16 protein-coding genes are annotated in these 24,353 nt (G+C 72.3%); 9 read left to right on the forward strand and 7 right to left on the reverse strand.

Annotation, left to right across the window (positions count from 1 at the left end):
• Positions 1-4: 4 nt before the first annotated feature.
• The 6 genes from AMYTH_RS0134580 to AMYTH_RS0134605 all read left to right on the forward strand — a co-directional run bounded on the left by AMYTH_RS0134580 (position 5) and on the right by AMYTH_RS0134605 (position 13,189).
• A complete protein-coding gene (locus tag AMYTH_RS0134580; RefSeq protein WP_027934059.1) occupies positions 5-1,426 on the forward strand; it encodes an MFS transporter in 1,422 nt (473 codons plus the stop codon).
• A gap of 90 nt (positions 1,427-1,516) precedes the next feature.
• Positions 1,517-3,190 (forward strand): fatty acyl-AMP ligase, encoded by a 1,674-nt coding sequence (locus tag AMYTH_RS0134585; RefSeq protein WP_027934060.1) that lies wholly within the window; start codon positions 1,517-1,519, stop codon positions 3,188-3,190.
• Complete coding sequence (locus AMYTH_RS0134590; protein ID WP_027934061.1) at positions 3,187-9,324, forward strand: type I polyketide synthase; 6,138 nt, start codon at positions 3,187-3,189, stop codon at positions 9,322-9,324. Before AMYTH_RS0134585 ends, AMYTH_RS0134590 begins: the two co-directional genes overlap by 4 nt.
• Positions 9,321-10,913, forward strand: a complete 1,593-nt coding sequence (locus AMYTH_RS0134595; RefSeq protein ID WP_027934062.1) for an acyl-CoA carboxylase subunit beta — start codon at positions 9,321-9,323, stop codon at positions 10,911-10,913. The genes AMYTH_RS0134590 and AMYTH_RS0134595 overlap by 4 nt, the downstream gene beginning before the upstream one ends.
• 19 nt (positions 10,914-10,932) lie before the next feature.
• The gene (locus AMYTH_RS0134600; RefSeq protein WP_027934063.1) at positions 10,933-11,931 is read left to right on the forward strand and encodes an alpha/beta hydrolase; all 999 of its coding nucleotides are present in this window, start codon (positions 10,933-10,935) and stop codon (positions 11,929-11,931) included.
• Between the two features lie 10 nt (positions 11,932-11,941).
• Positions 11,942-13,189: a lipase family protein gene (locus AMYTH_RS0134605; protein ID WP_027934064.1), complete on the forward strand. Its 1,248-nt coding sequence runs from the start codon at positions 11,942-11,944 to the stop codon at positions 13,187-13,189.
• Positions 13,190-13,301: 112 nt separating this feature from the next.
• On the opposite strand, the gene AMYTH_RS0134610 is transcribed toward AMYTH_RS0134605, so the two are convergent.
• The gene (locus AMYTH_RS0134610) at positions 13,302-13,628 is read right to left on the reverse strand and encodes a hypothetical protein (protein ID WP_027934065.1); all 327 of its coding nucleotides are present in this window, start codon (positions 13,626-13,628) and stop codon (positions 13,302-13,304) included.
• A gap of 144 nt (positions 13,629-13,772) precedes the next feature.
• A complete protein-coding gene (locus AMYTH_RS0134615; RefSeq protein ID WP_027934066.1) occupies positions 13,773-14,444 on the reverse strand; it encodes an ANTAR domain-containing protein in 672 nt (223 codons plus the stop codon).
• A 175-nt stretch (positions 14,445-14,619) separates the two neighbouring features.
• Between AMYTH_RS0134615 and AMYTH_RS0134620 the strand changes: the two genes are divergently transcribed.
• Positions 14,620-15,609, forward strand: a complete 990-nt coding sequence (locus tag AMYTH_RS0134620; protein WP_027934067.1) for a hypothetical protein — start codon at positions 14,620-14,622, stop codon at positions 15,607-15,609.
• 4 nt (positions 15,610-15,613) lie between these two features.
• Here AMYTH_RS0134620 and AMYTH_RS0134625 read toward each other — a convergent pair whose 3' ends face one another.
• Positions 15,614-17,188 (reverse strand): putative glycoside hydrolase, encoded by a 1,575-nt coding sequence (locus AMYTH_RS0134625; protein ID WP_027934068.1) that lies wholly within the window; start codon positions 17,186-17,188, stop codon positions 15,614-15,616.
• A 128-nt stretch (positions 17,189-17,316) separates the two neighbouring features.
• Between AMYTH_RS0134625 and AMYTH_RS0134630 the strand changes: the two genes are divergently transcribed.
• Entirely contained in the window at positions 17,317-18,342 is a 1,026-nt protein-coding gene (locus tag AMYTH_RS0134630; protein ID WP_027934069.1) for a polysaccharide deacetylase family protein, read from the forward strand.
• 43 nt (positions 18,343-18,385) lie between these two features.
• Here the strand turns inward: AMYTH_RS0134630 and AMYTH_RS0134635 are convergent, their stop codons facing one another.
• From AMYTH_RS0134635 to AMYTH_RS0134650, 4 genes are read right to left on the reverse strand one after another with little or no spacing between them, the layout of a single operon-like run.
• Positions 18,386-18,976 (reverse strand): GTP-binding protein, encoded by a 591-nt coding sequence (locus AMYTH_RS0134635; protein WP_026153485.1) that lies wholly within the window; start codon positions 18,974-18,976, stop codon positions 18,386-18,388.
• On the reverse strand, positions 18,957-19,331 hold the full coding sequence (locus tag AMYTH_RS0134640; protein ID WP_017984828.1) for a DUF742 domain-containing protein: 375 nt from the start codon (positions 19,329-19,331) through the stop codon (positions 18,957-18,959). Before AMYTH_RS0134640 ends, AMYTH_RS0134635 begins: the two co-directional genes overlap by 20 nt.
• Entirely contained in the window at positions 19,331-19,741 is a 411-nt protein-coding gene (locus tag AMYTH_RS0134645) for a roadblock/LC7 domain-containing protein (RefSeq protein ID WP_020421504.1), read from the reverse strand. Before AMYTH_RS0134645 ends, AMYTH_RS0134640 begins: the two co-directional genes overlap by 1 nt.
• Positions 19,738-22,158 carry a sensor histidine kinase gene (locus tag AMYTH_RS0134650; protein ID WP_051362908.1) on the reverse strand — a complete coding sequence of 807 codons (2,421 nt, stop codon included), beginning with the start codon at positions 22,156-22,158 and terminating at the stop codon, positions 19,738-19,740. Before AMYTH_RS0134650 ends, AMYTH_RS0134645 begins: the two co-directional genes overlap by 4 nt.
• 675 nt (positions 22,159-22,833) lie before the next feature.
• On the opposite strand from AMYTH_RS0134650, the gene AMYTH_RS0134655 reads away from it, so the two are divergent.
• Positions 22,834-24,135, forward strand: coding sequence for an amidase family protein (locus AMYTH_RS0134655; RefSeq protein ID WP_027934072.1), 1,302 nt, complete (start codon positions 22,834-22,836; stop codon positions 24,133-24,135).
• The last annotated feature ends 218 nt before the right edge of the window (positions 24,136-24,353 follow it).

The following is a 24,353-nucleotide window of genomic DNA, read 5'->3' on the forward strand; positions in this document are numbered from 1 at the left end:
GGCCGTGAACGCGGGCCGCACGCTGCTGGTCGTCGCGCTCGGCGCGTTCGTGACGACCCTGGACAACACGATCGTCGCCGCCGGGGTGCCCTCGATCGGGCACGACCTCTCGCTGGACCTCGCGACGCTGCAGTGGGTCAGCATCGGTTACATGCTGCCGTTCGCGGGCCTGCTGCTGGTCGCCGGGACGCTGGTGGACCGGTGGGGGCAGCGGGGCACGCTGGGCGGCGGGCTCGTCGCCTTCGGGCTGGGCGCGGTGGCCGGCGGCTTCGCGACCACCGGTGCGCTGCTGATCGCGGCGCGCGTGGTGCAGGGCCTGGCCGCGGCGTTCCTGGTGCCGGCCCTGCTCAGCCTGTTGCGCACCAACCTGGACAGCAGGCAGCGAGCCATCGGCGCGACGTTGTGGACGGCGTGCCTCGCGGTGGCGCTCGCGCTCGGCCCCACGCTGGGTGGGTTGTTGTCCGAGTACCTCGGCTGGAGCTGGATCTTCTTCAGCAACGTGCCGTTCGTGCTGGTCATGCTCGTGTTGCTGCCGACGACCGCGGGCACCGCACGAGTGCGGGGTGCACGGCGGCCTGCGCTCGGCGCGATGGTGCTCGTGACGGCTGGGCTCGTGCTGGTCGCGGCCGCGATGGTCGGACTCGGCGACGACGCCCGGCTGGCCGAGGCGGCGCCGCTGCTGGCCGGGCTGGCCCTGATCGCCTGGTTCGCGGTGCGGGAACGCCGCGCGCGGGAGCCGCTCGTGCCACGCGAGCTGGTGCGGGAGCGGGTGTTCACGGGCGCGCTGGCCGTGCAACTGCTGTGGGGACTCGGGGTGTCCGGAATCTTCTTCTTCACCCCGTTGCTGCACCAGGACTCGCTGGGCCTGAGCCCGGTGGGGGCGGGCCTGCCGCTGGTGCTCGTCGCGGTCGCCATCATGGCGGTGACCCCGGCGGTGCCGCGGATCATGACCCGTCTCGGTCCACATCGGACGGTGTGCGCCGGGCTGCTGGTCGTGGCGCTCGGTCTGCTCGCGGTGGCCGTGATCAACCACATCCCCGAGGTGCCGCCGCGGATCCCCGGCCTGCTCCTGATCGGCGCCGGCTCGGCCCTGACCACGCCGCTGACCTCGTACTCCCTGGAAATCATCGAAGAACGGCACGCGGGCACCGCCTCGGGGCTGCTGACGGCGTCCCGTGAGCTGTCCAGTGCCATGGGCGTCGCGTTGATCGGCGCGGTGCTGACCGCCGTGCGTGCCGCCCGGCTGGACGAGGGCGCGCTGGGCGGGCCCGCGCTCGCCACCGGTTACACCGCCGGGCTCATCGTCGCGGCGGTACTGGAAATCGCCGGCGCGGTGCTCGCCCTGTGGGTGTTCCGCGCTCCCGCCCGCAAAGTTCTGCCCGTCGTGACAACGGAGTCGGCCGGATCCTCGTCCCGCGGTGAGTAACCCGGACACGATCGATTGACACCCCATTCAGCCCGAAAATAACCTCCGGCGCACGGATTTTTCGGGCACGGAAATTCCCCGAGGGACTCGATGACTGAGAACTCTTCGTTCGCGACCATGCTCGGACACTGGTCCCGCGTGCAGGGCGACGAGATCGCCGTGACGTTCCTGGACTACCGCGCCAGCGCCGACGGCAACGCGATTTCCCTGACCTGGCGCGAACTCGACGACCGCGTGAGCGCGGTGGCGGAGCGCGCCCGCGAGCTGGCCCAGCCGGGCGACCGCGCGGCCGTGCTGGTGAACCAGTCCGCCGACTACGTGGTGGCGTTCCTCGCGGCGATCCGCGCCGGCCTGGTCGCCGTCCCGTTGTTCGCGCCGTCCCTGCCCGGGCACGGCGACCGGCTCACCGCGGTGCTCGACGACTGCTCGCCCGCGCTCGTGCTGACCGTCGACGACGAGCGCGACGACGTCAAGGGCCTGGTGACCGGACCGGAAATCCTGGTGGTGGACGCGGTTCCGGCCGAGCCGGGCACGCGGGAGTGGCCGGCGCCGGACCCGGACGACCTCGCCTACCTGCAGTACACGTCCGGTTCGACGCGCAGCCCGGCGGGCGTCATGCTGACGCACCACAACGTGGTCACCAACGCGCGGCAGGCGTTGCGGGCCTATGGCGCGCGACGCGGCGCCACCTCGACGGTGAGCTGGTTGCCGCTGTTCCACGACATGGGCCTGATCCTCGGTGCCGGCGCGCCCGTGGTCGGCGGCCTGACGTCGGTGCTGATGGATCCGCTGGCGTTCCTGGAGCGGCCGGAGCGGTGGCTGCGTGCGTTGTCGGCGAGCCCGGGCGCGATCAGCGCCGCGCCGAACTTCGCCTACGCCTACAGCGCGTCCCGGGTCTCCGAGCGGGAGAAGAGCTACCTGGAACTGAGCCGCGTCGTGTCGCTGATCAACGGCAGCGAGCCTGTTCTGCCGTCGACGATCGCGAAGTTCCAGGACGCGTTCGCCGAGTGCGGGCTACGGCCCGAGGTGCACCGCGCGTCCTACGGGCTGGCGGAGGCGACCGTGCTGGTGTCGGTGACCGACGCCGGATCGTCGTCGCGGCAGGTCACCTTCGACCGGGACCGCCTCGCGGCCGGCACCGCGACGCCCGCCTCCGGCGGCGCCACCACGACCCTGGTGTCCTGCGGACGGCCGGTGGACCAGCGGATCCGGATCGTCGACCCGGACGGGGTCCCGGTCCCGGACGGCACGGTCGGCGAGATCTGGGTCAGCGGCCCGAACGTCGGCCGGGGCTACTGGAACCGGCCGGACGCCACCTTCGGCCGCCGGGTGCCCGGCGAGCCCGGCGACTGGCTGGCGACCGGCGACCTCGGGGTCCTGTTCGAGGGCGAGCTGTTCATGACCGGCCGGATGAAGGACCTGATCATCGTCGACGGCCGCAACCACTACCCGCAGGACGTCGAGCAGACCGTCGAAGCGCACCCGGTGGTGCGGCCGCACTCCGCCGCCGCCTTCTCGGTGCCGGGCGAGGACGGCGAAGCGGCGGTGGTCGTGCTGGAACGAGCCCGCGACACCGAGGCCGACTTCGGCGAAGTGGCGGCCTGGCTGCGGTCCGAGGTGTCCGCGGTGCACGGCCTGCGGCTGCGGGACGTCGTGTTCACCGAACCCGGCGAGGTGCCGAGAACGTCGAGCGGCAAGATCAGCCGGACGCTGACCCGCCAGCGCTACCTGGACGGCTCGCTCGACGCGCGGCGGCTCGCATGACCGGCCTGCGTGCCTGGCTGGTGGACCGGGTGGCCACCACGCTGGGGATCCCCGCCGCCGCGGTCGACCCGGCGAAGCCGTTGCAGGAGACCGGGTTGTCCTCCCGCGACGCGATGACGCTGACCGGCGACCTGGGCCGGTTCCTCGGCCGGTCGCTGCCCGCGACCCTGGTGTGGGAGCACCCGACGATCAACGGCCTCGTCGCCGCACTGTCCGATGTGGAGCGGGAGGCGGCGGCGCAGTGGACCCCGGAGCCGGGGGAGCCGGTCGCCGTCGTCGGGATCGGGTGCCGCCTGCCCGGCGGCATCACCTCGCCCGGCGAGTTCTGGCGGTTCCTCGAGTCCGGCGGCGACGGGATCGGCGACCGGCCCGAAGGCCGCTGGGAGTCCTTCGCCGACGCCGCCGAGGTGGCCGCGCTGCCGCGCCGGGGCGGGTTCCTCGACGACGCGCTGGGTTTCGACGCTGCCTTCTTCGGCATCACCCCGCGCGAGGCCGAGGCGATGGACCCGCAGCAACGGCTGTTGCTCGAAGTCGCCTGGGAGGCGCTGGAGCACGCGGGCATCGCACCGTCGTCGCTGCGCGGCACGCGCACCGGCGTGTTCGTCGGGTTGTCGGCCGCCGAATACGGGTACCTGACGATGACCGACGTGTCCGCGATCGACGCGTGGTCCGGCACCGGCGCCGCCGCGAGCATCGCCGCGAACCGGCTGTCGTACCTGCTCGACCTGCGCGGCCCGAGTCTCACGATCGACACCGCGTGCTCGTCCTCGCTGGTCGCCGTCCACCAGGCGGTGCAGAGCCTGCAGCGCGGTGAGATCGGCACCGCGTTGGTCGGCGGAGTGAACCTGCTGCTCACCCCGGGGATCACCGCGAACTTCACCGAGGCCGGGGTGCTCGCCGCGGACGGCCGGTGCAAACCGTTCGACGCGCACGCCGACGGGATCGCCCGCGGCGAAGGCTGCGGGGTCGTCGTGCTGAAGCCGCTGCGTGCGGCGCGCCGCGACGGCGACCGGGTGCTGGCGGTGATCCGCGGCAGCGCAGTCAACTCCGACGGCCGATCCAACGGCATCACCGCGCCCAACCCGGAGGCGCAGGCCGCGCTGCTGCGGGACGCCTACGCCGCGGCCGGGCTGGATCCGTCCGTTGTGGACTACGTCGAGGCGCACGGCACCGGGACGCTGCTCGGCGACCCGATCGAAGCCCGGGCTTTGAAGCGCGTGCTCGGCCGCGGCGCGGACCGGCCGCTGCTCCTCGGCTCGGTGAAGAGCAACCTCGGCCACCTGGAGGGCGCGGCCGGCATCACCGGCCTCATCAAGACCGTGCTCGCGCTGTCCCGGCGGCAGGTGCCGCCGAGCCTGCACTACCGCGAGCCGAACCCGCACATCGACTTCGACGGCCTGCGCGTGGTCACCGAACCGGCGCCGTGGCCGCGGTACTCCGGTGTGGCCAGGGCGGGCGTGTCCGCGTTCGGGTTCGGCGGCACCAACGCGCACGTCGTGCTGGAGGAGTGGCCGGCGAACCCGCGGTTCGAAGACGACGGCGGGCCGCACGTGTTCGCCGTCTCCGACCGGTCCGCGGACGGGCTGCGGGATCGGGCTGCCGAGCTGGCCCGCTGGGTCGAGTCCTCCGACGTCCCGTTGAGCGCGGTGGCCTCGACACTGGCCCACCGCCGCGACAACCTGCCGGTGCGCGCCGCCGTCGTCGCCTCCAGCCGGGAGGAGCTGGCGGCCGCGCTGCGGGACGTGCAGCCGGGGCAGGGCAGGCTCGACGGGGTCGTCTTCGTGTTCTCCGGCTACGGCTCGCAGTGGACCGGGATGGGACGGCGGCTGCTGGAAACCGAGCCCGCGTTCGCCGCCGAGGTGGACCGGCTCGACCCGGTGTTCCACGCCGAGGCCGGGTTCTCGCTGCGGGAGGTGCTGGCCGGCGAGCCGCCGGACCTCGCCGCGACGCAGCTGGCGCTGTTCGGCACGCAGGTCGCCCTCGCCGGGCTGTGGCGGGCGCACGGCGTGACTCCCGCCGCGGTGCTCGGGCAGTCCATGGGCGAGGTCGCCGCCGCCGTGGTCGCCGGAGCGCTGGACGTCGCCGACGGTCTGCGCGTGATGACGACGCGGGCGCGGCTGCTGCGGGAGATCGACGCGGCCGGCTCGGGCGCGATGGCCGTGGTCGAGGCGTCGGCCACGGAGATCGCCGAGTTCGCCGGGGTCGAGGTCGCGGTGTTCGCGTCGGCGTCGCAGTGCACGGTCACCGGTGACGCCGAAGCGGTCGCGTCGCTGGTGTCGCATGTGGAGGGTCAGGGCCGGTTCGCGAAGCTGCTGCCGGTGAGCGGGGCCGGGCACTCGGCAGCGGTCGACGCGATCCTGGACCGCTTCCGCGCCGGGCTGGCGGTGCAGCCGGGCAGCCCGGAGGTGCCCTGCTACACCAGCGTCCTCGACGATCCGCGGGACAAGCCGCTGTTCGACGTGGACTACTGGGCGGCCAACCTGCGCCGCCCGGTGCGGTTCGCGCAGGCATTGGCGGCGGCGGTGGAGGACGGCCACGGCACGTTCGTCGAGATCGCCCCGCACCCGGTGGCCCTCGCGGCGATCGAGCAGGCCGGGGCGACCGGGTTGCCGACGACGAACCGCAAGGCCGACGAGCAAATGGCGTTCCTGACCAGCCTCGCCCGCCTGCACGTGCTCGGCCACCCCGACGTGTTGACCACGCGGGAGCCGAAGCAACCGGTAGCCGACCTGCCCGGCGCGGTGTGGCGGCACGAGCGGTTCTGGGCTCACCGGCGGGCACGGGCGGCAGGCCACCCGTTGCTGGGCACGCACGCCGAGGTGCCCGGCAGCAGCCAGCGCGTGTGGCGCGGGGAGATCGGCACGGACCGGCACCCGTGGCTCGCCGACCACGCGGCGTTCGGCACGCCGATCTTCCCGGCGACCGGGTTCGTCGAGCTGGCGCTGTCCGCGGCCGGACCACGCGTCACCGACGTCGAGCTGCGCCAGATCCTGCCGCTCGGCCCCGAGCAGGAGGTCACGACGTCGCTGGCGGACGGCGTGATCAGCGTGCACACCAAACCGGGCGACTGGGTCTGCCACGCGACCGCCCGAGTCGGCGAGGAGGTGCCGCTGGAGCCGCTCGGCCCGGTCGACGGTGAGCCGGTCGACCTCTACGCCGCGCTGGACGCGATGGGCATGAGCTACGGCCCGGCGTTCCGGCTGCTGCGCGACGTCACCGCGGTGGCGGGACGCGCATCGGCGGCCGTCGACCTGCCGAAGCCGGCCGGGCACGTGCTGCACCCGGCGCTGGCCGACGCCTGCCTGCACGCCTTGGCCGCCGCGACCGGACCGGCGCTGCGCGAGGCCGACGGGCTGTTCCTGCCGATGTCGATCGGGGCGGTCACGGTCGCCGGCGACCCGCGGACCGGGGTGCGGGTCGACGCCGTCGTGGACTCGCTGTCCGGCGACGACCTGCGTGGCACGGTGCAGCTCGTCGCCGCCGACGGCGCGGTGCTGGCCGAGTTCCGCGACGTGCACGCCCGCCGGTTCCGTCGGTCCGCGCTGCCGGTTCCGTTGTCCGGCAAGCTGTTCGAGGCGTCCTGGACGCGGACCGGCCTGCCCGGCGCGGCCGAGGAGGACCGGACCTGGGTGCTCGTGCACCACGGCGAGCCGGGCCTGCGGTTCGGCGACGATCGCGTGGTCGTGGTCCCGCCGGACGACCCGCAGGCTCTGCGTGCCGCACTGGCGACCCGGCCGGACGGCGTCGTGTGGTTCGCCCGGGAGGCGGACGGCCTGGAGCTCGTGCACGAGGTCACGCGGGTGGTCGCAGAGCTCGCCGAATCGCCGGCCCGGCTTTGGCTGGTGACCGGTTCGGCGCTCGCGGTCGACTCCGGCGAGGCGGGCCGCCCGGACCTGGCGTGCCTGCGGGCGCTGGTGCGGGTGCTCGCGTTCGAGCACCCCGAGCTGCACGCGAGCCTGGTCGACCTCGACCCGGAGTCGCTGGACCAGCTGCCCGCGGAGCTGCGCGCGGACGGCCCGGACGACGAGATCGCCTGGCGCCGCGGCGTCCGGCACACCCGGGAGCTGACCCGGCCCCGGCTCGGGACGGCCGAGCGGCCGACGGTGCGCGACGGCGCCTACGTGATCACCGGTGGGCTCGGCGGGCTGGGGCTCGTCGCGGCGCGCTGGCTGGCCGAGCGGGGCGCGACGCGAATCGTCCTGTCGTCCCGGAGCGTGCGCGCGGTCGACGTGCCCGGCGCGGTGGTGGTGGCGGGGGACATCGCCGAACCCGGGGTCGCGGAACGGCTCGTCGAGGCCGCGACCAGCGGTGGGGTGCCGCTGCGTGGCGTCCTGCACGCGGCCGGGGTGCTCGCCGACGGCGCGGCCGTGTCGCTGACCCCGGAGCAGGTGGCGACGGCGTGGCGGCCGAAGGCGAGGGGCGCCTGGCGCCTGCACGAGGCCACGCTCGGCCACGACCTGGACTGGTGGCTGGTCTACTCGTCCGCGGCCGCGTTGTTCGGCTCGCCCGGCCAGACCGCCTACGCGACGGCCAATGCGTACGCCGACGCGCTCGTGGCCTGGCGCCGCGCCCACGGCCTGCCCGCCGCGACGATCAACTGGGGCGCGTGGGGCGAGGCAGGCGCCGTGGTCGGCACGACGAACCCGGTGCTCGAACCGCTCGGCACCGGCGAAGCGCTGGAAGCACTGGAGGCCGTCCTGGCCCGCGACCGCGCGGCCATCGGCGTGGCCCGGCTCGACGCGGACGCCGTGCTCGAACTGTTCCCGCGACTCGCCGACCGGCCGTTCTTCGACCTGCTCGTGCCACGGCGCACGGCGGCCTCCGCGTGGCCGGGCATGGCGGCGCTGGAACCGGCGACCGCGCACGCGGCCATCGCCGACCACCTGACGTCGCTGGTCGCCGGGCTGATGGGCTTCGCGCCGGAGCAGGTCGACCGGCACGTGCCGCTCACCCAGCTCGGCCTGGACTCGCTGCTCGCGATGCGGGCGCGGGGCGCGGTCGAGCGGGACTTCGGCCTCCCGCTGCCGGTGCCGATGCTGCTGCGTGGTGCGAGCCTCGCCGAGCTGGCGGCGCATCTCGCGGAGCAGGCCGGGTTCGACGCCGGCCCGGCCGTGGTCACCGAGGTCGTCGTCGGGCCGCGCGATCCCGCCGAGCGGTGGGTCGCCCGGCACTGGCACGACGTGCTCGGCCGCTTCTCCGGGGTGCACGAAGACTTCCCGGGCGATCCGGCCGAGCTGCGGGCGGCGATGTCGGCCGAACTCGCGGACCTGCCCGCGAACCTGTTCGACCGGCCGACGATCGCGGCGATGGCCGACCTGTTGCGCGACCGGATCGAGGGCTCCGGCCCGGTGCGCTGCCTGCGTTCGGGCACCGGGACCCCGGTGTTCCTGTTCCACCCCGCCGGCGGGCCGGCGAGTGTCTACACGCGACTGGTGCGCGACCTGCCGGGCGAGTTCCAGGTCTACGGGTTCGAGCGGCTGGACGACCTGGACACCGTCGAGGCCAAGGCGGCCCGCTACCTGGAGATGATCCGCGAGATCCAGCCGCGCGGGCCGTACCGGCTCGGCGGGTGGTCGTTCGGCGGCTGCCTCGCCTACGAGTGCGCGCGGCAGCTGGACGAGCCGGTGGAGCTGGTGTTCCTGATCGACACCATCCTCCCGCTGCCTGCCGACGCGCCGGCCGAGGACCTGCTGCTGGACCGGTTCGACCGGTTCGCCACGCACATCGAGCAGACCTACGGCGCCGCGCTGGACATTCCGCGGGACGAACTGGCCCGGCTCGGCGAGGGCGAGCAGATCGGGCTCGTGATGCGGCAGCTGGCGGAGAAGGTGCCCGGACTGGGCGAAGGCGTGCTGCACCACCAGTACACGTCCTATGTGGACGCGCGGGTCGCGGAGCGGTACGCGCCGGGCCGCTACCCCGGCCGGGTCGTGCTGTTCCGCGCGCAGGAGCCGCACCCGCTGACCACCGCGCTCGACCCGCGCTACCTGCGTGCCGACGAGGCGCTGGGCTGGGACGAGTTCTGCCCGGACCTGGAGATCGTGCGGGTGCCCGGCGACCACGTCTCGATGATCGACCCGCCGCACGTGTCCGTCATCGCGGCCGCGCTCGGCGACCGGATCACACGGAAGTGAGGACCGCAGTGGACGTCCCGTTCGCCCCGACGACCGCCTACCGGATCGCCGACCTGGCCGCCCGGCAGGACGAGGCCGTGCGCATCGCCGAGAAGCGCGCGATCGACCGGCAGCACGCCAAGGGCAAACTGACCGCCCGCGAGCGCATCGACCTGCTCGTCGACGACGGGTCGTTCGTCGAGCTGGACCAGTTCGCGCGGCACCGCTGCACCGAGTTCGGCATGGACGGCAACCGCCCCTACGGCGACGGCGTGGTCACCGGGCACGCCACTGTGGACGGACGGCAGGTGTGCCTGTTCTCGCAGGACTTCAGCGTGTTCGGCGGCAGCATGGGCGAGGTCTTCGGCGAGAAGGTCCTCAAGGTGATGGACCTGGCGATGTCGATCGGCTGCCCGGTCATCGGCATCAACGACTCCGGCGGCGCGCGCATCCAGGAAGGCGTGGTGTCGCTGGCCTACTACGCCGAGCTGGGGCGGCGCAACGCGCACGCGTCCGGGGTGATCCCGCAGATCTCGATGATCATGGGCCCGTGCGCGGGCGGCGCGGTGTACTCGCCCGCGATCACCGACTTCACCGTGATGGTCGAGGACACCTCGCACATGTTCGTCACCGGGCCGGATGTCGTGCACGCCGTGACCGGCGAGCGGGTCACCGCGCAGCAGCTCGGCGGCGCGGCGGTCAACAGCGAGATCTCCGGCAACGCCCACCACCGCGCCGCCGACGAGCGGGACGCGATCGACTGGGTGCAGACCCTGCTCGGGTACCTGCCGCTCAACAACCTGGACGCGCCGCCGGAGTACGCAGACGAGACCTCCCGCGAGATCACGCCCGCCGACCTCGAACTGGACCGGATCGTCCCGGACTCGCTCAACCAGGCCTACGACATGACCGAGGTGATCCGGCGGCTGGTCGACGACGGCGAGTTCACCGAGATCCACGGCGCGTTCGCGCCCAACATGATCTGCGCGTTCGGCCGCGTCGAGGGCCGGTCGGTCGGGATCGTGGCGAACCAGCCGCTCCGGCAGGCCGGCGTGATCGACATCGACGCCTCCGAGAAGGCCGCCCGGTTCGTGCGGTTCTGCGACGCGTTCGGCATCCCGGTCCTCACCCTGGCCGACGTGCCCGGCTACCTGCCCGGCACCGAGCAGGAACGGCAGGGCATCATCCGGCGCGGCGCGAAGCTGATCTACGCCTACTCCGAGGCGACGGTGCCGAAGGTGACCGTGGTGACGCGTAAGGCCTACGGCGGCGGGTACGCGGTAATGGGTTCCAAGCACCTCGGGGCGGACGTCAACCTGGCCTGGCCCACCGCGGAGATCGCGGTGATGGGCGCCGAGGGCGCGGTCGGCGTGCTGCACCGGCACGAGCTCGCCGCACTGTCCACATCGGAGCGCGAGGTGGCGCGTCGGCGGCTGACCGAGGAGTACCGCAAGCGCCACGCGAGCCCGTACCTGGCCGCGGAGCGCGGATACGTGGACATGGTCGTGCCGCCGTCCCAGACCCGGCTCCAGGTGGCTCGGGCGCTGCGCGCGCTCCGCACGAAACGGCAGACGCTGCCGGCGAAGAAGCACGGCAACATCCCGCTGTGAAACCACCCGAGGAGAACCGATGAGAACCGACCGGGCCGGGCGCCGCCGTCGCCGCTGGGCCTTGCTGGTGTCACCCGTCGTCGCCGTGATCGCCGGTGCCGCGCTGGCCGCGCCGGTGTCGGCCGCCACGGTCAGCGCCGACGATGGAGCGAAAGTGGTCAAGGAGACCTGGATCGACGACCGCACGGTCGACCTGGAGATCGACTCGCCCGCGCTGGGCGAGACCGGCATGGTGCGGCTGATCGTGCCGGTGAAGTGGCGCGCCGAACCCACCCGGACCTGGCCGACGCTGTGGCTGCTGCACGGGTGCTGCGAACCGGCGGACTACCAGTCCTGGGACCGGTTCACCGACGTGAAGGCCTTCACCGCGGACAAGGACGCGATCGTCGTCATGCCCTCCGACGGCGAGGCCGGCATGTACACGAAGTGGTGGAACTTCGGGCTCAAGTCCACACCGGACTGGGACCGGTTCCACACCGAGGAGGTCCGCCAGATCGTCGAGCGCGGCTACCGCGGCGGCACGAAACGCGCGGTGGCCGGGGTGTCCATCGGCGGGTACGGCGCGCTGGCGTACGCGTTCCTGCACAAGGGGATGTTCGGCGCGGCCGCCTCCTACAGCGGGATCCCCAACACGTTGTTCCCCGGCACGCCCGAGGTGATCCAAGGCATCCTGATCCGCGCCGGGCACTACAACTTCTTCGACCTGTGGGGCGACGAGAAGGCCAGCTGGCCGATCTGGTGGTCCCGCAACCCGTACGACCACATCGACGACCTGCGCGGCACCGCGCTCTACATCTCGTGCGGCGACGGCCGGACCGGCCCGCTGGATCCGCCGGGGCAGTCCGATCCGCTGGAACCGGCGGCGCTGCTCACGTCCAAGAGCTTCACCGACAAGCTGAAGCGGATGGGCGTTCCGGCCACTGTGGACTACTACGGCGCAGGCACGCACAGCTGGCCGTACTGGGAACGGGCACTGCACAACTCGTGGCCGGTGCTCGCTCCGGCTCTTGGTCTGTGAAGGAGAATCTGTGAAGAACCGCAATTTCCGCCGACGGCTGCTGGCCGCACTGGTGGGTTTCGTGCTGCTCGCCGGCGGCGCGGTGGCCTTCTCGGCGCCGTCCGCGGTGGCGGCGAGCCCAATACTGTCGAGCCCAATACTGTCGGCCCCGGTGCTGCCGGGCCCGTTCGACGACTCGTTCTACACCCCGCCGTCACCGCTCCCGGCAGGCGACGCCGGTGACGTGATCCGCTGGCGGCCCGCGGTGCCGCTGATGAACGCGGCGAACGCGGACGCCTGGGAGGTCATGTACCTGTCGACGAACGCGCTGGGCGCGCGCAACGCGGTGACCGGCACGGTGCTGGTGCCGAAGGGGGTGGACCCGGCGAAGGCGCCGATCGTCGGGTTCGCCGTCGGGACGCAGGGCCCGGCGTTCAAGTGCACCCCGTCGAAGGCCATCGAGCGCGGCACGCTCTACGACCAGCCCGCCATCAACGACTCGCTGGCCAGCGGCTACGCGGTCGCGGTCACCGACTACGAGGGCTACTCGCCGACCACGGTGCCCACCTACATCACCGGCCAGTCCATGGGCCCCGCGGTGATCGACTCGGTGCGCGCGGCGCAGCGGTTGTCGCAGGCGGGGCTGTCCGACGACGCCAAGGTGATCTTCCAGGGCTACTCGCAGGGCGGCGGCGGCGCGCTGTGGGCGGCGGAGAAGCAGCCGGCGTACGCACCGGAGCTGAACCTGGTCGGCGTGGTGGCCGGCGGGGTGCCCGCGGACCTGACCGAGGTGGCGAAGGGGCTGGACGGCTACCTCGGCTTCGGCTTCCTGGCTTTCGCCGCGGTCGGCCTGGACGCGGCGTACCCGGAGCTCCACCTGGACTCCTACCTCAACGACACGGGACGGCAGCAGATCGCCGAGGCCAAGCAGAACGCGTGCGTGGTCGAGCTGCTGACGAACTACGCGTTCAAGAAGATCTCCGACTACACGACGTCGAACCCGTTGGACACCCCGGCGTGGCAGGCGCGACTGGCGGAGAACAAGCTCGGCGCGGCGCCCCCGCGGGTCCCCGTGTTCCAGTACCACGCCGCGACGGACGAGATCGTGAACACGCCGCAGGCGGACGCCCTGCACAAGCAGTACTGCGCGGCGGGCGTGACGGAGCAGTGGAACACCTACGTGTCCGACCACCTGAGCGGCATCTTCGCCGGCAACGCGGATGCCCACCGGTGGATCGTGGACCGGTTCGCCGGGACGGACGCCCCGTCGAACTGCTGAGCGAGGCTCCCGCGTGACGCTGGGCGGTCCGGTTCCCCGGGCCGCCCAGCGCCACGGTGAAAGTCGCCCCTGGAAAAATCCCCTTCCCGGGTTAGGCCGAACGGCCGCCCTGTCAGTGTCCAGGTTCGTCCCGCCGGTGGTGCCGCCCGGAGGGGGACAGGTGGTGCCGCCACCGCGCCGGCCGGTCGGTTTCGTGCCGATTGCCCGATCTCGAGCCGTTGCCCAGCACGTCCGAGGCGGCCACCCACCGTTGGGCGCCGTCTTCGTCGGTCATCGGGACGCGCAGGCCGTCCTCGCCTGCCCGGCACTCTCCGGACACGACACCCACGCGCACGGTCACCTTGTCGGGCCCGTCGTCGTCGCGGTCGAGGTACATCAGCCGTTCGCCGACCGGGAAGGCGTCCGCTTGCAGTTCGTGGTCGTGGGACGTCGTCGTCATCCGGTGCTCCCCTCGCATTGTCAATTCCAACAGCGGGTACCGCCGGGGTCCGGAGCGGATTCCTCGTCCGCCGTCTGCCTGCCTCCTGGCGACGGCGGAACCCGATGCTAACCGGCGATTGTCCGGAACACGACCCTTCATCGGTCAGAAATCGTTCGGCCGCACCGGGTCGCGACCCTCGACGATGGCCCGCGCGAGGTCCGCGACCCGCTGGTTGTGGTCGCGCGCGTACCGCCGCAGGCCCTCGAACGCCGTGTCCACACCGATCTTGTGCCGTTCCGCCAGCATGCCCTTGGCCTGCTCGATCACGACCCGGCTGTCCAAGGCGGTCTGCAGGTGCCGCAGCCGCACCCCGAGCTGGTGCAGATCCCGTTGGTGGGCCAGGCGAAGCGCGGCCGCGTGCGCCAGGCGCGGCCCGACGGGGTGGGTATTTCCGCCGACGTCGAACAGGCACAGCGCGCCGAAGATCTCGCCGTCGGCGTCGATCGGCAACGTGTGTACCGATGAGTAACCGGCTTCCGTGCAGGCGGCGGAAAACCGCGGCCACGGGCCGTTGCCTGATGATCCACTGTGGAGGCACTCCGGCGCCGGCCCCTCGCCGAGCTCGAGCTGGAGGCGCACCAGATCGCGCGCGGTCCCGGTGCCTGCGGCGATTTCCGCCGGCTCGGCCGGGAACGACACCAGCACCCCGGCGTCGCGCGCGGGCACGAGGACGGTGGCGCGCTCGGCGAGGTCCTGCGCGAACCGGTGCACGTCGAAGCCCTCGGATTCGCGCGCCAGCAGTTCGAGCAGGGCGTCGATCAGTTCGGTGCGCATGGGCCGCCCTCCCGTGTCCGTCAGCCGTACCCGCGTCCGGCTTGCCGCGAACTGGGCTGATCGGGTGAACCACGATCCGTGCCCGATCGGCTCCCGCTTGTTCTTGACCAGCGTTTACGCCCCCCGCGCGGACGATAGCGCTTGTGTGACGTGTATTACAGTTTTACCGTGTCGCATGACCACCGCGTTCGACACCGCCAGGGCGATCGGCGACGCGGTCCTGTACCGCCCGCGGGCGCAGGACTGGCGGTTCGGCGTGCTGATGCCGCCGGCGTTCGCCTCACCGCAGGCCGGTGACTTCGCCGACTGCCGGGTCGAGTGCCTGCTGGAACCCCGCTCCCACGCCGTGCTGCACGTCCGGCTGCGGTTCCTTCAGGGGCAGGAGCGCGTCGTGCGCCAGGACGGCGCCGAGCACGTCAGCTGGGACGAGGCGGTCGAGCGCGAGGTCGACGCCGTGCTCCCGGTCGCCGAGCTGACCGCGCAGCGCACCTGCGTCCCGTTCGTCGTCGGCGGCGCCGAGCGGACCGAGGTCCTCGGCGTGGCGGACCGGCTGGTCCGCCGGACCTGGACGGTCACCGGCGAGCTGCGGCTGAGCGCGCAGGTGCTGGGCGGCCCCAACGGTGGCATCCGGTTGCGGGCCGACGTCGTCAACAACACCGAGTGGTACGAGCCGGACTCGCCGCGGGAAGTCGCGCTCCGGCACGCGATGCTGGCCGCGCACCTGGTGCTCGCGGTGAACGCGGGCCGGTTCGTGTCGCTGACCGACCCGCCGTCGTGGGCGCGGGCGGCCGCCGAGCAGTGCGAAAGTCACCGCCTGTGGCCGGTCCTGCTGGGGGACAACGACGCCGCGGTGCTTGCCGCGCCGGTCGCCCTGTACGACCACCCGGTCGTCGTGCCGGAGGGCGAACAACGCATCCGGTACGTGCGTCGTGGGCTCCCGGAGGACGTGTGGTGGGATCCCGGCCCGGTGTCACCCGAAACCGACGAGGTGGTGGTCTCCGGAGTCGCGGTGTCGGCCGGGAGCCGGGTGCGTCTCCGCGACGGCCGCGCCGGGACCGTCCACGCGGTACTGTCCGATGAGGACGGCGACCTGCACCTGGAGGTCAGGGTGGGCACCCGGTACCAGTACGCGACGCCGGACGAGGTCGAACCCCTCCGGAGGTGACCGGTCAGGGCGCCAGGTCGGCCGCGTTGTACTTGCAGGAGGCGTTCCACAGCAGGAACGAATCCATCCCGTTGGCGCGCGCGCCGTCCAGCTGCGCCCGGATCTGGTCGCGTCCGTAGTGGACGGACATGCTGAACGCCTGGATCCACGGGATGATCACGGTCTGCGTCCCGGCGGCCTTTTCGGCGAACGCCGCCAGCGAGCGCTGGGTGATCTCCAGCGGCTGCGACTCCGGGTCGGAAACCCCGTACTCGCCGGTGCCCCAGTGCGACGGGTAGATCATCGGCGCGATGTAGTCCACCTTGCGTGCCATGGCCGTGATGTCCTGCCCGATCTGCGTCGGCCGGTTGACCGCGATCCCGAACACCGACGCGCCCAGGTACGCACCCTCTGCCCGCACGGCGTTGCGGCTCTCCGCGAGGAAGTCCACGATCCCTTCCTCCGGTGTGCCCTCCAGACCGGGGAACCGCAGCTGCTCGATGGGGCCTTCGGGCCGCCGCACGTAGTCGTAGAGGATGTCGTCGAACCCGGCCCGCGCGGCTTCCGTCGCGAGCGCGATGTTGTACTCCCGCACCTCGCGGTTGGCGAAGTTGGTGAAGGCGTACTCGCCGTACCCGCTGGCCCACGGTTGCGCGTCGGCGCTCTGCACGACCCGGTCGCGCTTGCCGGACTCCCACGACGCCCTGGCCAGGACCGGGTCGCGGAAGGCGACCAGCCTGCCGACGACGCGGATGCCCTCCTTGTGCAGCTGCTCGACGACCCCGCGCAGGTCGTAGTAGTTCTTCGCGGCGCCGATCTCCTTCGCCAGCGGCACCTGCGAGTTGTACCCGACCTCGCCGCTCTCGTCCTTGATGTCCAGCTGGACGGTGTCGATGAGCCCGTCCCGCGCCATCTGCAGCACCGGTTCCCGCAGCGCCGGAGCCGTCCACGCCACCGCGGTCATGTGCACCCCCTGCATGCCGGGGTGCCGCGCTCGCACCGGGACGCGCCCGGCTGCCCGGTTGCCCGCCGCGTCCTGCGCGCCGATCTCGATCTTCGCCGGGGGAGTCGGGATGGTCGCGGTGAAGTTGCCGAACTCGTTGACCTTCACCTCTTCGCCCTGGACCGTGACCTTTTCCGCGCCCTTGGCCATGCCGCGCAGGGTCACCGGCTTGCGCGGGTCGCTGATCTCGATGGGCTGGAAGCTCAGCTCCGGGGCGGTGTTGTCGACGGTGAAGGTGCGGGTCACCACGGCGTCCGGCAGGCCGGGGACCTCGTTCGGCAGCCGGGCGGCCAGGGTGTGCTCACCGTCGCCGATCTTCAGCGGCGGCAGGACCAGCCGTCCGCCGTCACGTTTCGTGGTCACCGGCTGGTCGTCGAGGGTGACCGCGACCCGGTCGAGGTCGCTGTCACGCGCCGCCAGCACCCGGATGTCACGCAGCGACTCCGCGTTGGTGGTGACGTCGTCACCGAGGCCCTGGATGGCCAGCCCGAACGGGAGCGACTGCACCACCGCCGGGGTGACCGCGACGGCCATCGTGGCGATGATGGCCACGAGGACCAGAATCGAGTTCTGGGACCGCGTCCGGTGCCTGCCCATGTAACCCTCCCGCGCCGGTTGTGCCGAGCAGCGGGCTCATTCCCCGGATCAACCGGGTCATTCGGGAATCCATCCCTTCGAGTTACACCCCGTTGCCTTCGTGCTACGCAGGGCGCACGTTGGAAGGCGTGACACCCAAGCTGGCTTCCCTCGTAGCGGTCCTGTTCCTGCTCACGGCGTGCACCACGGTCGTCGACGGCCAGCCGCACGAGCAGCGCGGCGACGGCCAGGAGTGGGCCGCGTTCGCGCCGCTGCGGTCCGCGGCCCCGGCGGCGCCGGCCCAGCCGGCCGCGGTGCGCGCGAACGAGCTGGGGCGGATCCCGGTGCTCATGTACCACCGCATCGTGCCCGAGACCGAGTCGGTCTACGACCGCACGCCGGAGGACTTCCGGGCGGAGCTGGAACGGCTCGACCGCGAGGGCTACGTGCCCGTGTCGGCCGCCGACTTCACCGCTGGCCGCATCGACGTCCCGGCAGGCACGCACCCGGTGGTGCTGACCTTCGACGACGGCGACCCCAGCCAGTTCGCGCTCGGCCCGGACGGCAACCCGGTGCCCGGCACGGCGGTCGCGATCATGCTCGACTTCGCCCGCAGCCACCCGCGGTTCCGGCCGGTGGCCACGTTCTACGTCAACGCGGAGCCGTTCGGCGACCCCGGCGGCGCCCGCACCATTCCGTGGTTGCTGGCCAACGGTTTCGACGTCGGCAACCACACCAAGACGCACGCGAACCTGCGCGAGGCCGACGAGGAGACCGCGCAGGCCGAGATCGGCGAGCTGGACGCGCTGATCCGGCGCGCGGCGCCGCAGGCGAACCCGACGACGATCGCGCTGCCGTTCGGCATCCACCCGCGGCCGAAGGAACTCGCCTTGCAGGGCAACGGTTACCGCTACCAGGGCGCGTTCCTGGTGGGCTCGAACCCGTCCGCGTCCCCGTTCACGGCCGACTTCGACCCGCTGAACATCCCGCGCATCCGTTCGCAGAGCGCGACGGGCGAGGAGGCCGAATACGGTTCGGCGGTGTGGCTGGACAAGCTCGCCCAGAACGCGGACAGCAGGTACACCTCGGACGGCGACCCGGCACGGATCTCCTACCCGAAGTCCGACACCGACGAGGTGGCCGCGAAGTTCCGGGACAAGGTGAACCCGTACTAGGGCCGATGCCCGTCCGTCCACACCGGATGGACCAGCCGGGTCGCTAGCGTCGCGCCAGCGCCGCGTTCGCCATCACGTGCTGCATCAGGATCACCAGCACCTGCTTGGTCGACTCCCGGTCCCGCGCGTCGCACAGCAGGATCGGCACCGTGTCGTCCAGTTCGAGCGCGGCGCGCACCTCTTCGGTGCCGTAGCGGTAGGCGTTGTCGAAGCAGTTGACGCCGACCACGAACGGCAGCCCGCGCCGCTCGAAGAAGTCCACGGCCGGGAAGCAACTTTCCAACCTGCGTGTGTCGGCGAGCACCACCGCGCCCAGCGCGCCCTGCGCGAGCTCGTCCCACATGAACCAGAACCGGTCCTGCCCCGGCGTGCCGAACAGGTACAGGATCAGCTCGGGGTTGATCGTGATGCGGCCGAAGTCCAGCGCCACGGTCGTGGTGGTCTTGCTCTCCACGCCGGTGAGGTCGTCGACCCCGGCCGAGGCCTGGGTGATCGATTCCTCCGTCCGCAACGGGGAGATCTCGCTCACCGAGCCGACCATGGTGGTCTTCCCGACCCCGAAGCCGCCTGCGATCAGCAGCTTCACCACGGTGGCGGAGACGTTCCGCCGGGGCTCAGAGCCTGCGAATGCCATCGAGAACCGCCTGAAGTACGTGTTGTTCCGGGGTGTCGGAGATGGGCTGGGACGTCCGGTAGATGACGTGGCCGCGCTCGATGAGGTCGGCCAGCAGCACCTTCACGATCGGCACCGGCAGGTCCAGGTGCGCCGCGACCTCGGCGACCGACAGCGGCCGCTGGCACAGGCGCACGATCCGGGCGTACTCCGGTGCCATGGTGGCCGCTTCGGCCAGTCCGGGCAGGGCGACCACGAGTGACAGCAGCTGTAGGTCGATGTCGCCGGCGTGGGTGCGGCCGCCGGTGATCGTGTACGGCCGGGCGATCGGGCCCGCGGCGTCATCGAACCAGGTGTCGTCGTCCCGCCTGATCATCATGGCGTGCTTTGCTGCTCAACTCGTGGCGCCGCGCTCAGCGCCGCGCCGACCCGCTTGACCATCATGTTCATCGCGTAGGCGACGAGGCCCATGTCGACGTCGGCCGCGGTCAGCAGCGCGAGGCACGCGCCGTGCCCGGCCGTGGTGACGAACAGGAACGCGTGGTCCATCTCCACGACGGTCTGGCGCACCGCGCCGCCGCCGAAGTGGCGCCCGGTGCCCTTGGCGAGGCTCTGGAACGCCGACGCCACCGCCGACAGGTGCTCGCCGTCCTCTTCGGACAGATTGGTCGACCGGCCGATCAGCAGACCGTCGGCCGACAGCACAACCGCCCGGTCCGCTCCGACGACCTGCTGCAGGAGGTCGTCGAGGAGCCAGTCCAGCTCGTTGATTCCCGCGTTCGTCACGTGTGCTCTCCCAGAATGTCGGTGGTGCTCGGATCCTGTTCACGAGCGCGGCGGGTGCCCTGCTGGAACGCCGAGAGCCGGCTGCGGGCCTGCTCCGGGCTGTCCGAGGGCACGGTGCTGTGGTCGGTGGCGGCGCTGAAAGTGGTGGTCTCCTCGTCCTTCCTCAACTGCGGGGCCAGGTTCTGCTGCCGTCGCCGCCGCGGCAGCGGCGGGCGGTCCGGCGAAATCGGCCCTGCGTGCTGCGGGGGCCGGGCCTGCGGCGGCCGCGTGTCGATCGGCATGCGGGTGTCCAGCGGCGGCCGCGAGTCCAGCGGCGCCCGCAACGGCACCTGCGGCCGCTGCGGTGGCGCGTGGTGCTGCTGCTGCGGGGCGGGCGGCGGTTCCGGCGGAGCGGCCGGGACGTTGGCGCGGAACAGGTCCACCCGCGCCGGCGGCTCCTCGCGGTGCCCGTTGGTGCTGGGCGGCTCGGGCGGGGTGTCGGCCTCTTCCGGCCAGCGGTGCGACGGCACGCTCTGCGCCGGGACCAGCGCCTCCTCGGGCTGCTGTCCGTCCTCCGGCTGCGGCACCGGAGCCAGCAGCTCGGACCGCACGAGCACGATCGCGCGCGTGCCGCCGTAGGCGGAATCGCGCAGGGTCACCGAAATCCCGTGCCGGGACGCCAGCCGCGCGACCACGAACAGACCGAGGCGTGGCTCCGCGGACAGCGCCATGACGCTGAAGTCCGGCGGTTCACGCAACATCGCGTTCAGTTCCTCGGCCTGCTCCGGCTCGATGCCGAGACCCTGGTCCTCGATCTCGATGACCACGCCCTTGCCGACGACGTCGCCGAACACCTCGACGCGCGAGTTCGGCGGCGAGAACGAGGTGGCGTTGTCGAGCAGCTCGGCGAGCAGGTGCACGAGGTCGGCGACGACCGGGCCGGCGACCGCGACGTTCGGCAGCTTGCCGACGGTGACGCGCGCGTAGTCCTCGGTCTCGCCGGTGGCGCCGCGGATCAGGTCGGCCAGCGCGACCGGGTTGCGCCACTGCCGTCCCGGCCGCTCGCCGCCGAGGATGATCAGGTTCTCCGCGTTGCGGCGGGCGCGGGTGGACAGGTGGTCCAGGCGGAACAGCATGTCCAGCTGGTCCGGGTCCTCCTGCTTGCGCTCGGCTTCGTCGAGCGCCTTGAGCTGCCGGTGCACCAGCACCTGGCTGCGGTGCGCGATGTTGAGGAAGACCTTCTTGGTGCCCTCACGGGTCTTGGCCTCGTCGACGGCGGCGGCGATGGCGGTCTGCTGCGCCTTGTTGAACGCGTCGGCGACCTGGCCGATCTCGTCCTCGCCGTGGTCCAGCAGCGCGACCTCGGTGTCGAGGTCGACGGCCTCGCCGGTGCGGACCCGCTCGACCAGCTGCGGCAGCTGCGTCTCGGCGGCCTCCAGGGTCTCCTCGCGGAGCCGGCCGAGGCGCTGGATCAGGCGGTTGGACAGGCGCCAGGCGAAGAAGAACACCGCGAAGGACACGATCAGCGCCGCGGCGCCCGCGATGATCGAGGTGACCAGCGTCCGGTCACCGCTTTCCAGGCCGACGTCCGTGGCGTTGGAGCTCTGCTCGATGTAGAGGCCCATCAGCGCGTTCCCGACCTGGGTCGCGGCATCGCGCCACTGCGCCTCGGGCACCGGGAGCGAGTCCTGGTTGCCGCGTAGGAAAGCGTTTTCAACGATGCTCAGCGTGTCCCACGCCGGGCTCGCGAGCAGCGCCTCGTACTTGGCGCGCACCGACGGGATCATCTGCGGTGCGGCGACCTCCAGCTCGGCGTGGTAGGCGCCGACCTGGCTGATGTAGGTGCGGAACTCCTCCTCGGACAGACCGCGCCCGGCGATGCCGGCGGCCGCCAGCGCGTCACCGCGGGACATCGCGTCGGCCGCGGTGAACAGCGGCATCGCGGTGACGCGGAGGAACGCGGTCTGCGCGTCCGGCGCGCCCTCGGCGACGCCGTTCAGACCGGTGGCGAACTCGTCGATGATGCGGTTGTAGAAGGCGTAGGCCTCCAGCGGCGACGCTTGCCTGCTGTCCACGCGCTGCCGCAGCTCCGGCAGCTGCGCGAAGTTCGCGCTGGTCTTGGCGATGCTCTGGCGAACCGATTCCGGCGCGTCGTCGACCATGTCCTGCAGCACGGTGGCCATCCGCGCGGCCGTGGTGTCCGTCTTGACGCGGGCCTGGATCAGATCCGCGCCGGGCGCGCCGTTGCTCGCCAGCGTGCGCAGGGTCAGCACGCGCTCGGCGCGCACCGCGCCGAAGAAGAGGGCGCCGGGCTCGGCCGAATCGTGGACCTTCGTCGCGAATTCGCGGGCGTTCACCGCCTGCACGACCAGGTAGCCCGCGAGCGCCACGCCGGCGAGCAGCAGGGCGACGCTGGGCACGATCGCGATCGCGAGCACCCTCGACCGGATCGAAGCACGCCGCCTACGTGTTCCGAATACCTTTTTCAACGCTCTGAAGAGCCTTCCCGCAACTCGATGTGATGGCCTCGGCCCCCGGACCCGAGTTGACGCTGCGCACAGGAACCGCGGCGGGTTCTGCGACCGGGAGAGTGAACCAGCCCGGACAAGTATGAGTCAACTTCACGTTCCGTCCGCGCTCGCCGCCTCTCCGCTGAGTGGTCAGGGGCTTTGTCAGCCGCGCGGATATTGTCGTCCCGCTATATGATCTCGTTACGTCCCGACTGATGGGCCGCGCAGATCCTTGGCGAGTCCGGGGAATGCCGAAGCGTTCCGCGGGTTCTATTCCGCTGGATGGTCTTGCCGGCTACTCCGGATGGTCGTAGCGGGCGGTGTCGCGCTCGTTCCTTCTGTGATCTGTCACACCTTTATCGATGAGGTACCGGGGTTCCGAACGAGATTCTAACTGTGGCGCAAGGGGCCCCGGCCGCGTCGGCGGTCGCGGGTCCTTTTCGGAGAATGGCGCTGATCAGGTCGTCTCACGGTGGGTGCACGCACTGATCACGTTTCGTGCGCCGATAACCGTGACGAATCCGACATCGCCCGGCTCGCTGCGTGATCGGGTGCTCACGCCACCGGCAAATTGCGCCGCCAATTGTTCTATAGGGTTTTCCCATGGTGACGGCGAAGGCGCTGGCCGAAGCGGTGCGGGCCGGGACGGTGGACCCGGTGCGGGAGACCGAACGGGTGATCGCGGGCGTCGAGGCCGCGGACCGGGTGGTGGGGGCGTTCCGCCGGGTGCGGGCGGACGAGGCCGTGGCGGAGGCCGCGGCGCTGCGCTCGCGTGCGGACCTGGGGGAGCTGCCGCTGGCCGGGGTGCCGGTGGCGGTGAAGGACGTCGCCGGGATCGCGGGCGAGACCGTGACGAACGGGACCGCCACGGCCCGGCCGGCTGGTTCGGACCATTTCGTGGTGCGGCGGCTGCGGGAGGCCGGCGCGGTGGTCGTCGGGATCACGCGCGTGCCGGAGCTGTGCATCTGGCCGATGACCGACTCGCCGGAAGCCGTGACGCGCAACCCGTGGGCGCCGGAGTACACGGCGGGCGGTTCGTCGGGCGGCAGTGCGGCGGCGGTGGCGGCTGGGCTGGTGCCGGTCGCGCACGGCACCGACGGGCTCGGCTCGATCCGGTTGCCCGCGGCGATGTGCGGGCTGGTGGGGATCAAGCCGGGGGCGGACGTGCTGGCCGAGGAGGGCTGGTTCGGGATGTCCGCGCACGGCAGCCTGGCGACGACGGTGGCGGACGCGGCGTTGCTGTTGTCGGTGCTGGCGGGCCGGCCGGAGTTCGCCGAGGTGCGCGAGCCGGGGCGGTTGCGGATCGCGGTGTCGACGGAGGTGCCGCTGACGCGCGCGCCGGTGCCGCGCCCGTTGACGGCGGCGGTCGAGCGGGTGGCGGACCTGCTGGCGGCCTCCGGGCATCGCGTGTCTCGCGCGCGGCCGCGGTACGGGGTGGAGCCGGTGGCCGGGATCCTGGAACGGTGGTTCGCCGGCCCGGCCGAGCAGGCGTCCGAGGTGGACTTCGACGCGCTGCAGCCGCGGACGCAGCGGCACGTGCGGATCGGGCGTGCCGTGCGGAGGCTGGTGACGCCTGGTACTGCCCGCCGCTGGACGGCACGGGCGGCGGAGTTCTTCACCGGCCAGGACGTGCTGATCACCCCAACGCTCGCGACGATGCCCCCGAAGGCGGCGGCGTGGCACGCGAGGTCGTGCCTGGCGAACGCGCTGCCTTCGGTGGCACTGGCGGGTTTCACGGGCTTGTGGAACCTGTCCGGCTACCCGGCGATCTCCGTGCCGGCCGGCCGCACCCCGAACGGCCTGCCGATCGGGGTGCAGTTGGTGACCCGCCCCGGCGGCGAGTCACGGCTGCTGGCGCTGGCCGCGCAGCTGGAGGCGCTGAACCCCTGGCCCCGCTTGCCCTAGCCGGGTCCCGGCCAGGCTCCACCCTCAGGGCGGTGGGGCTGGCCGGGGTTGCCGCGGACGCCGCCTCCGGCGGCACCGTTCGACCAACTGGCTTGGTGGGCACCAGCCGATGAAGGGATCGGCGGTCGGTGGGGTCACCGCCTTCGGTGGACTGCCCGGTCGCGGGGCGCTCCGGCGGTCTACTTCTTGGTGGACTGTCCGGTCGCGGGGCGCTCCGG

The sequence above is a fragment of the Amycolatopsis thermoflava N1165 genome (assembly GCF_000473265.1).
Lineage (GTDB): Bacteria > Actinomycetota > Actinomycetes > Mycobacteriales > Pseudonocardiaceae > Amycolatopsis_E > Amycolatopsis_E thermoflava.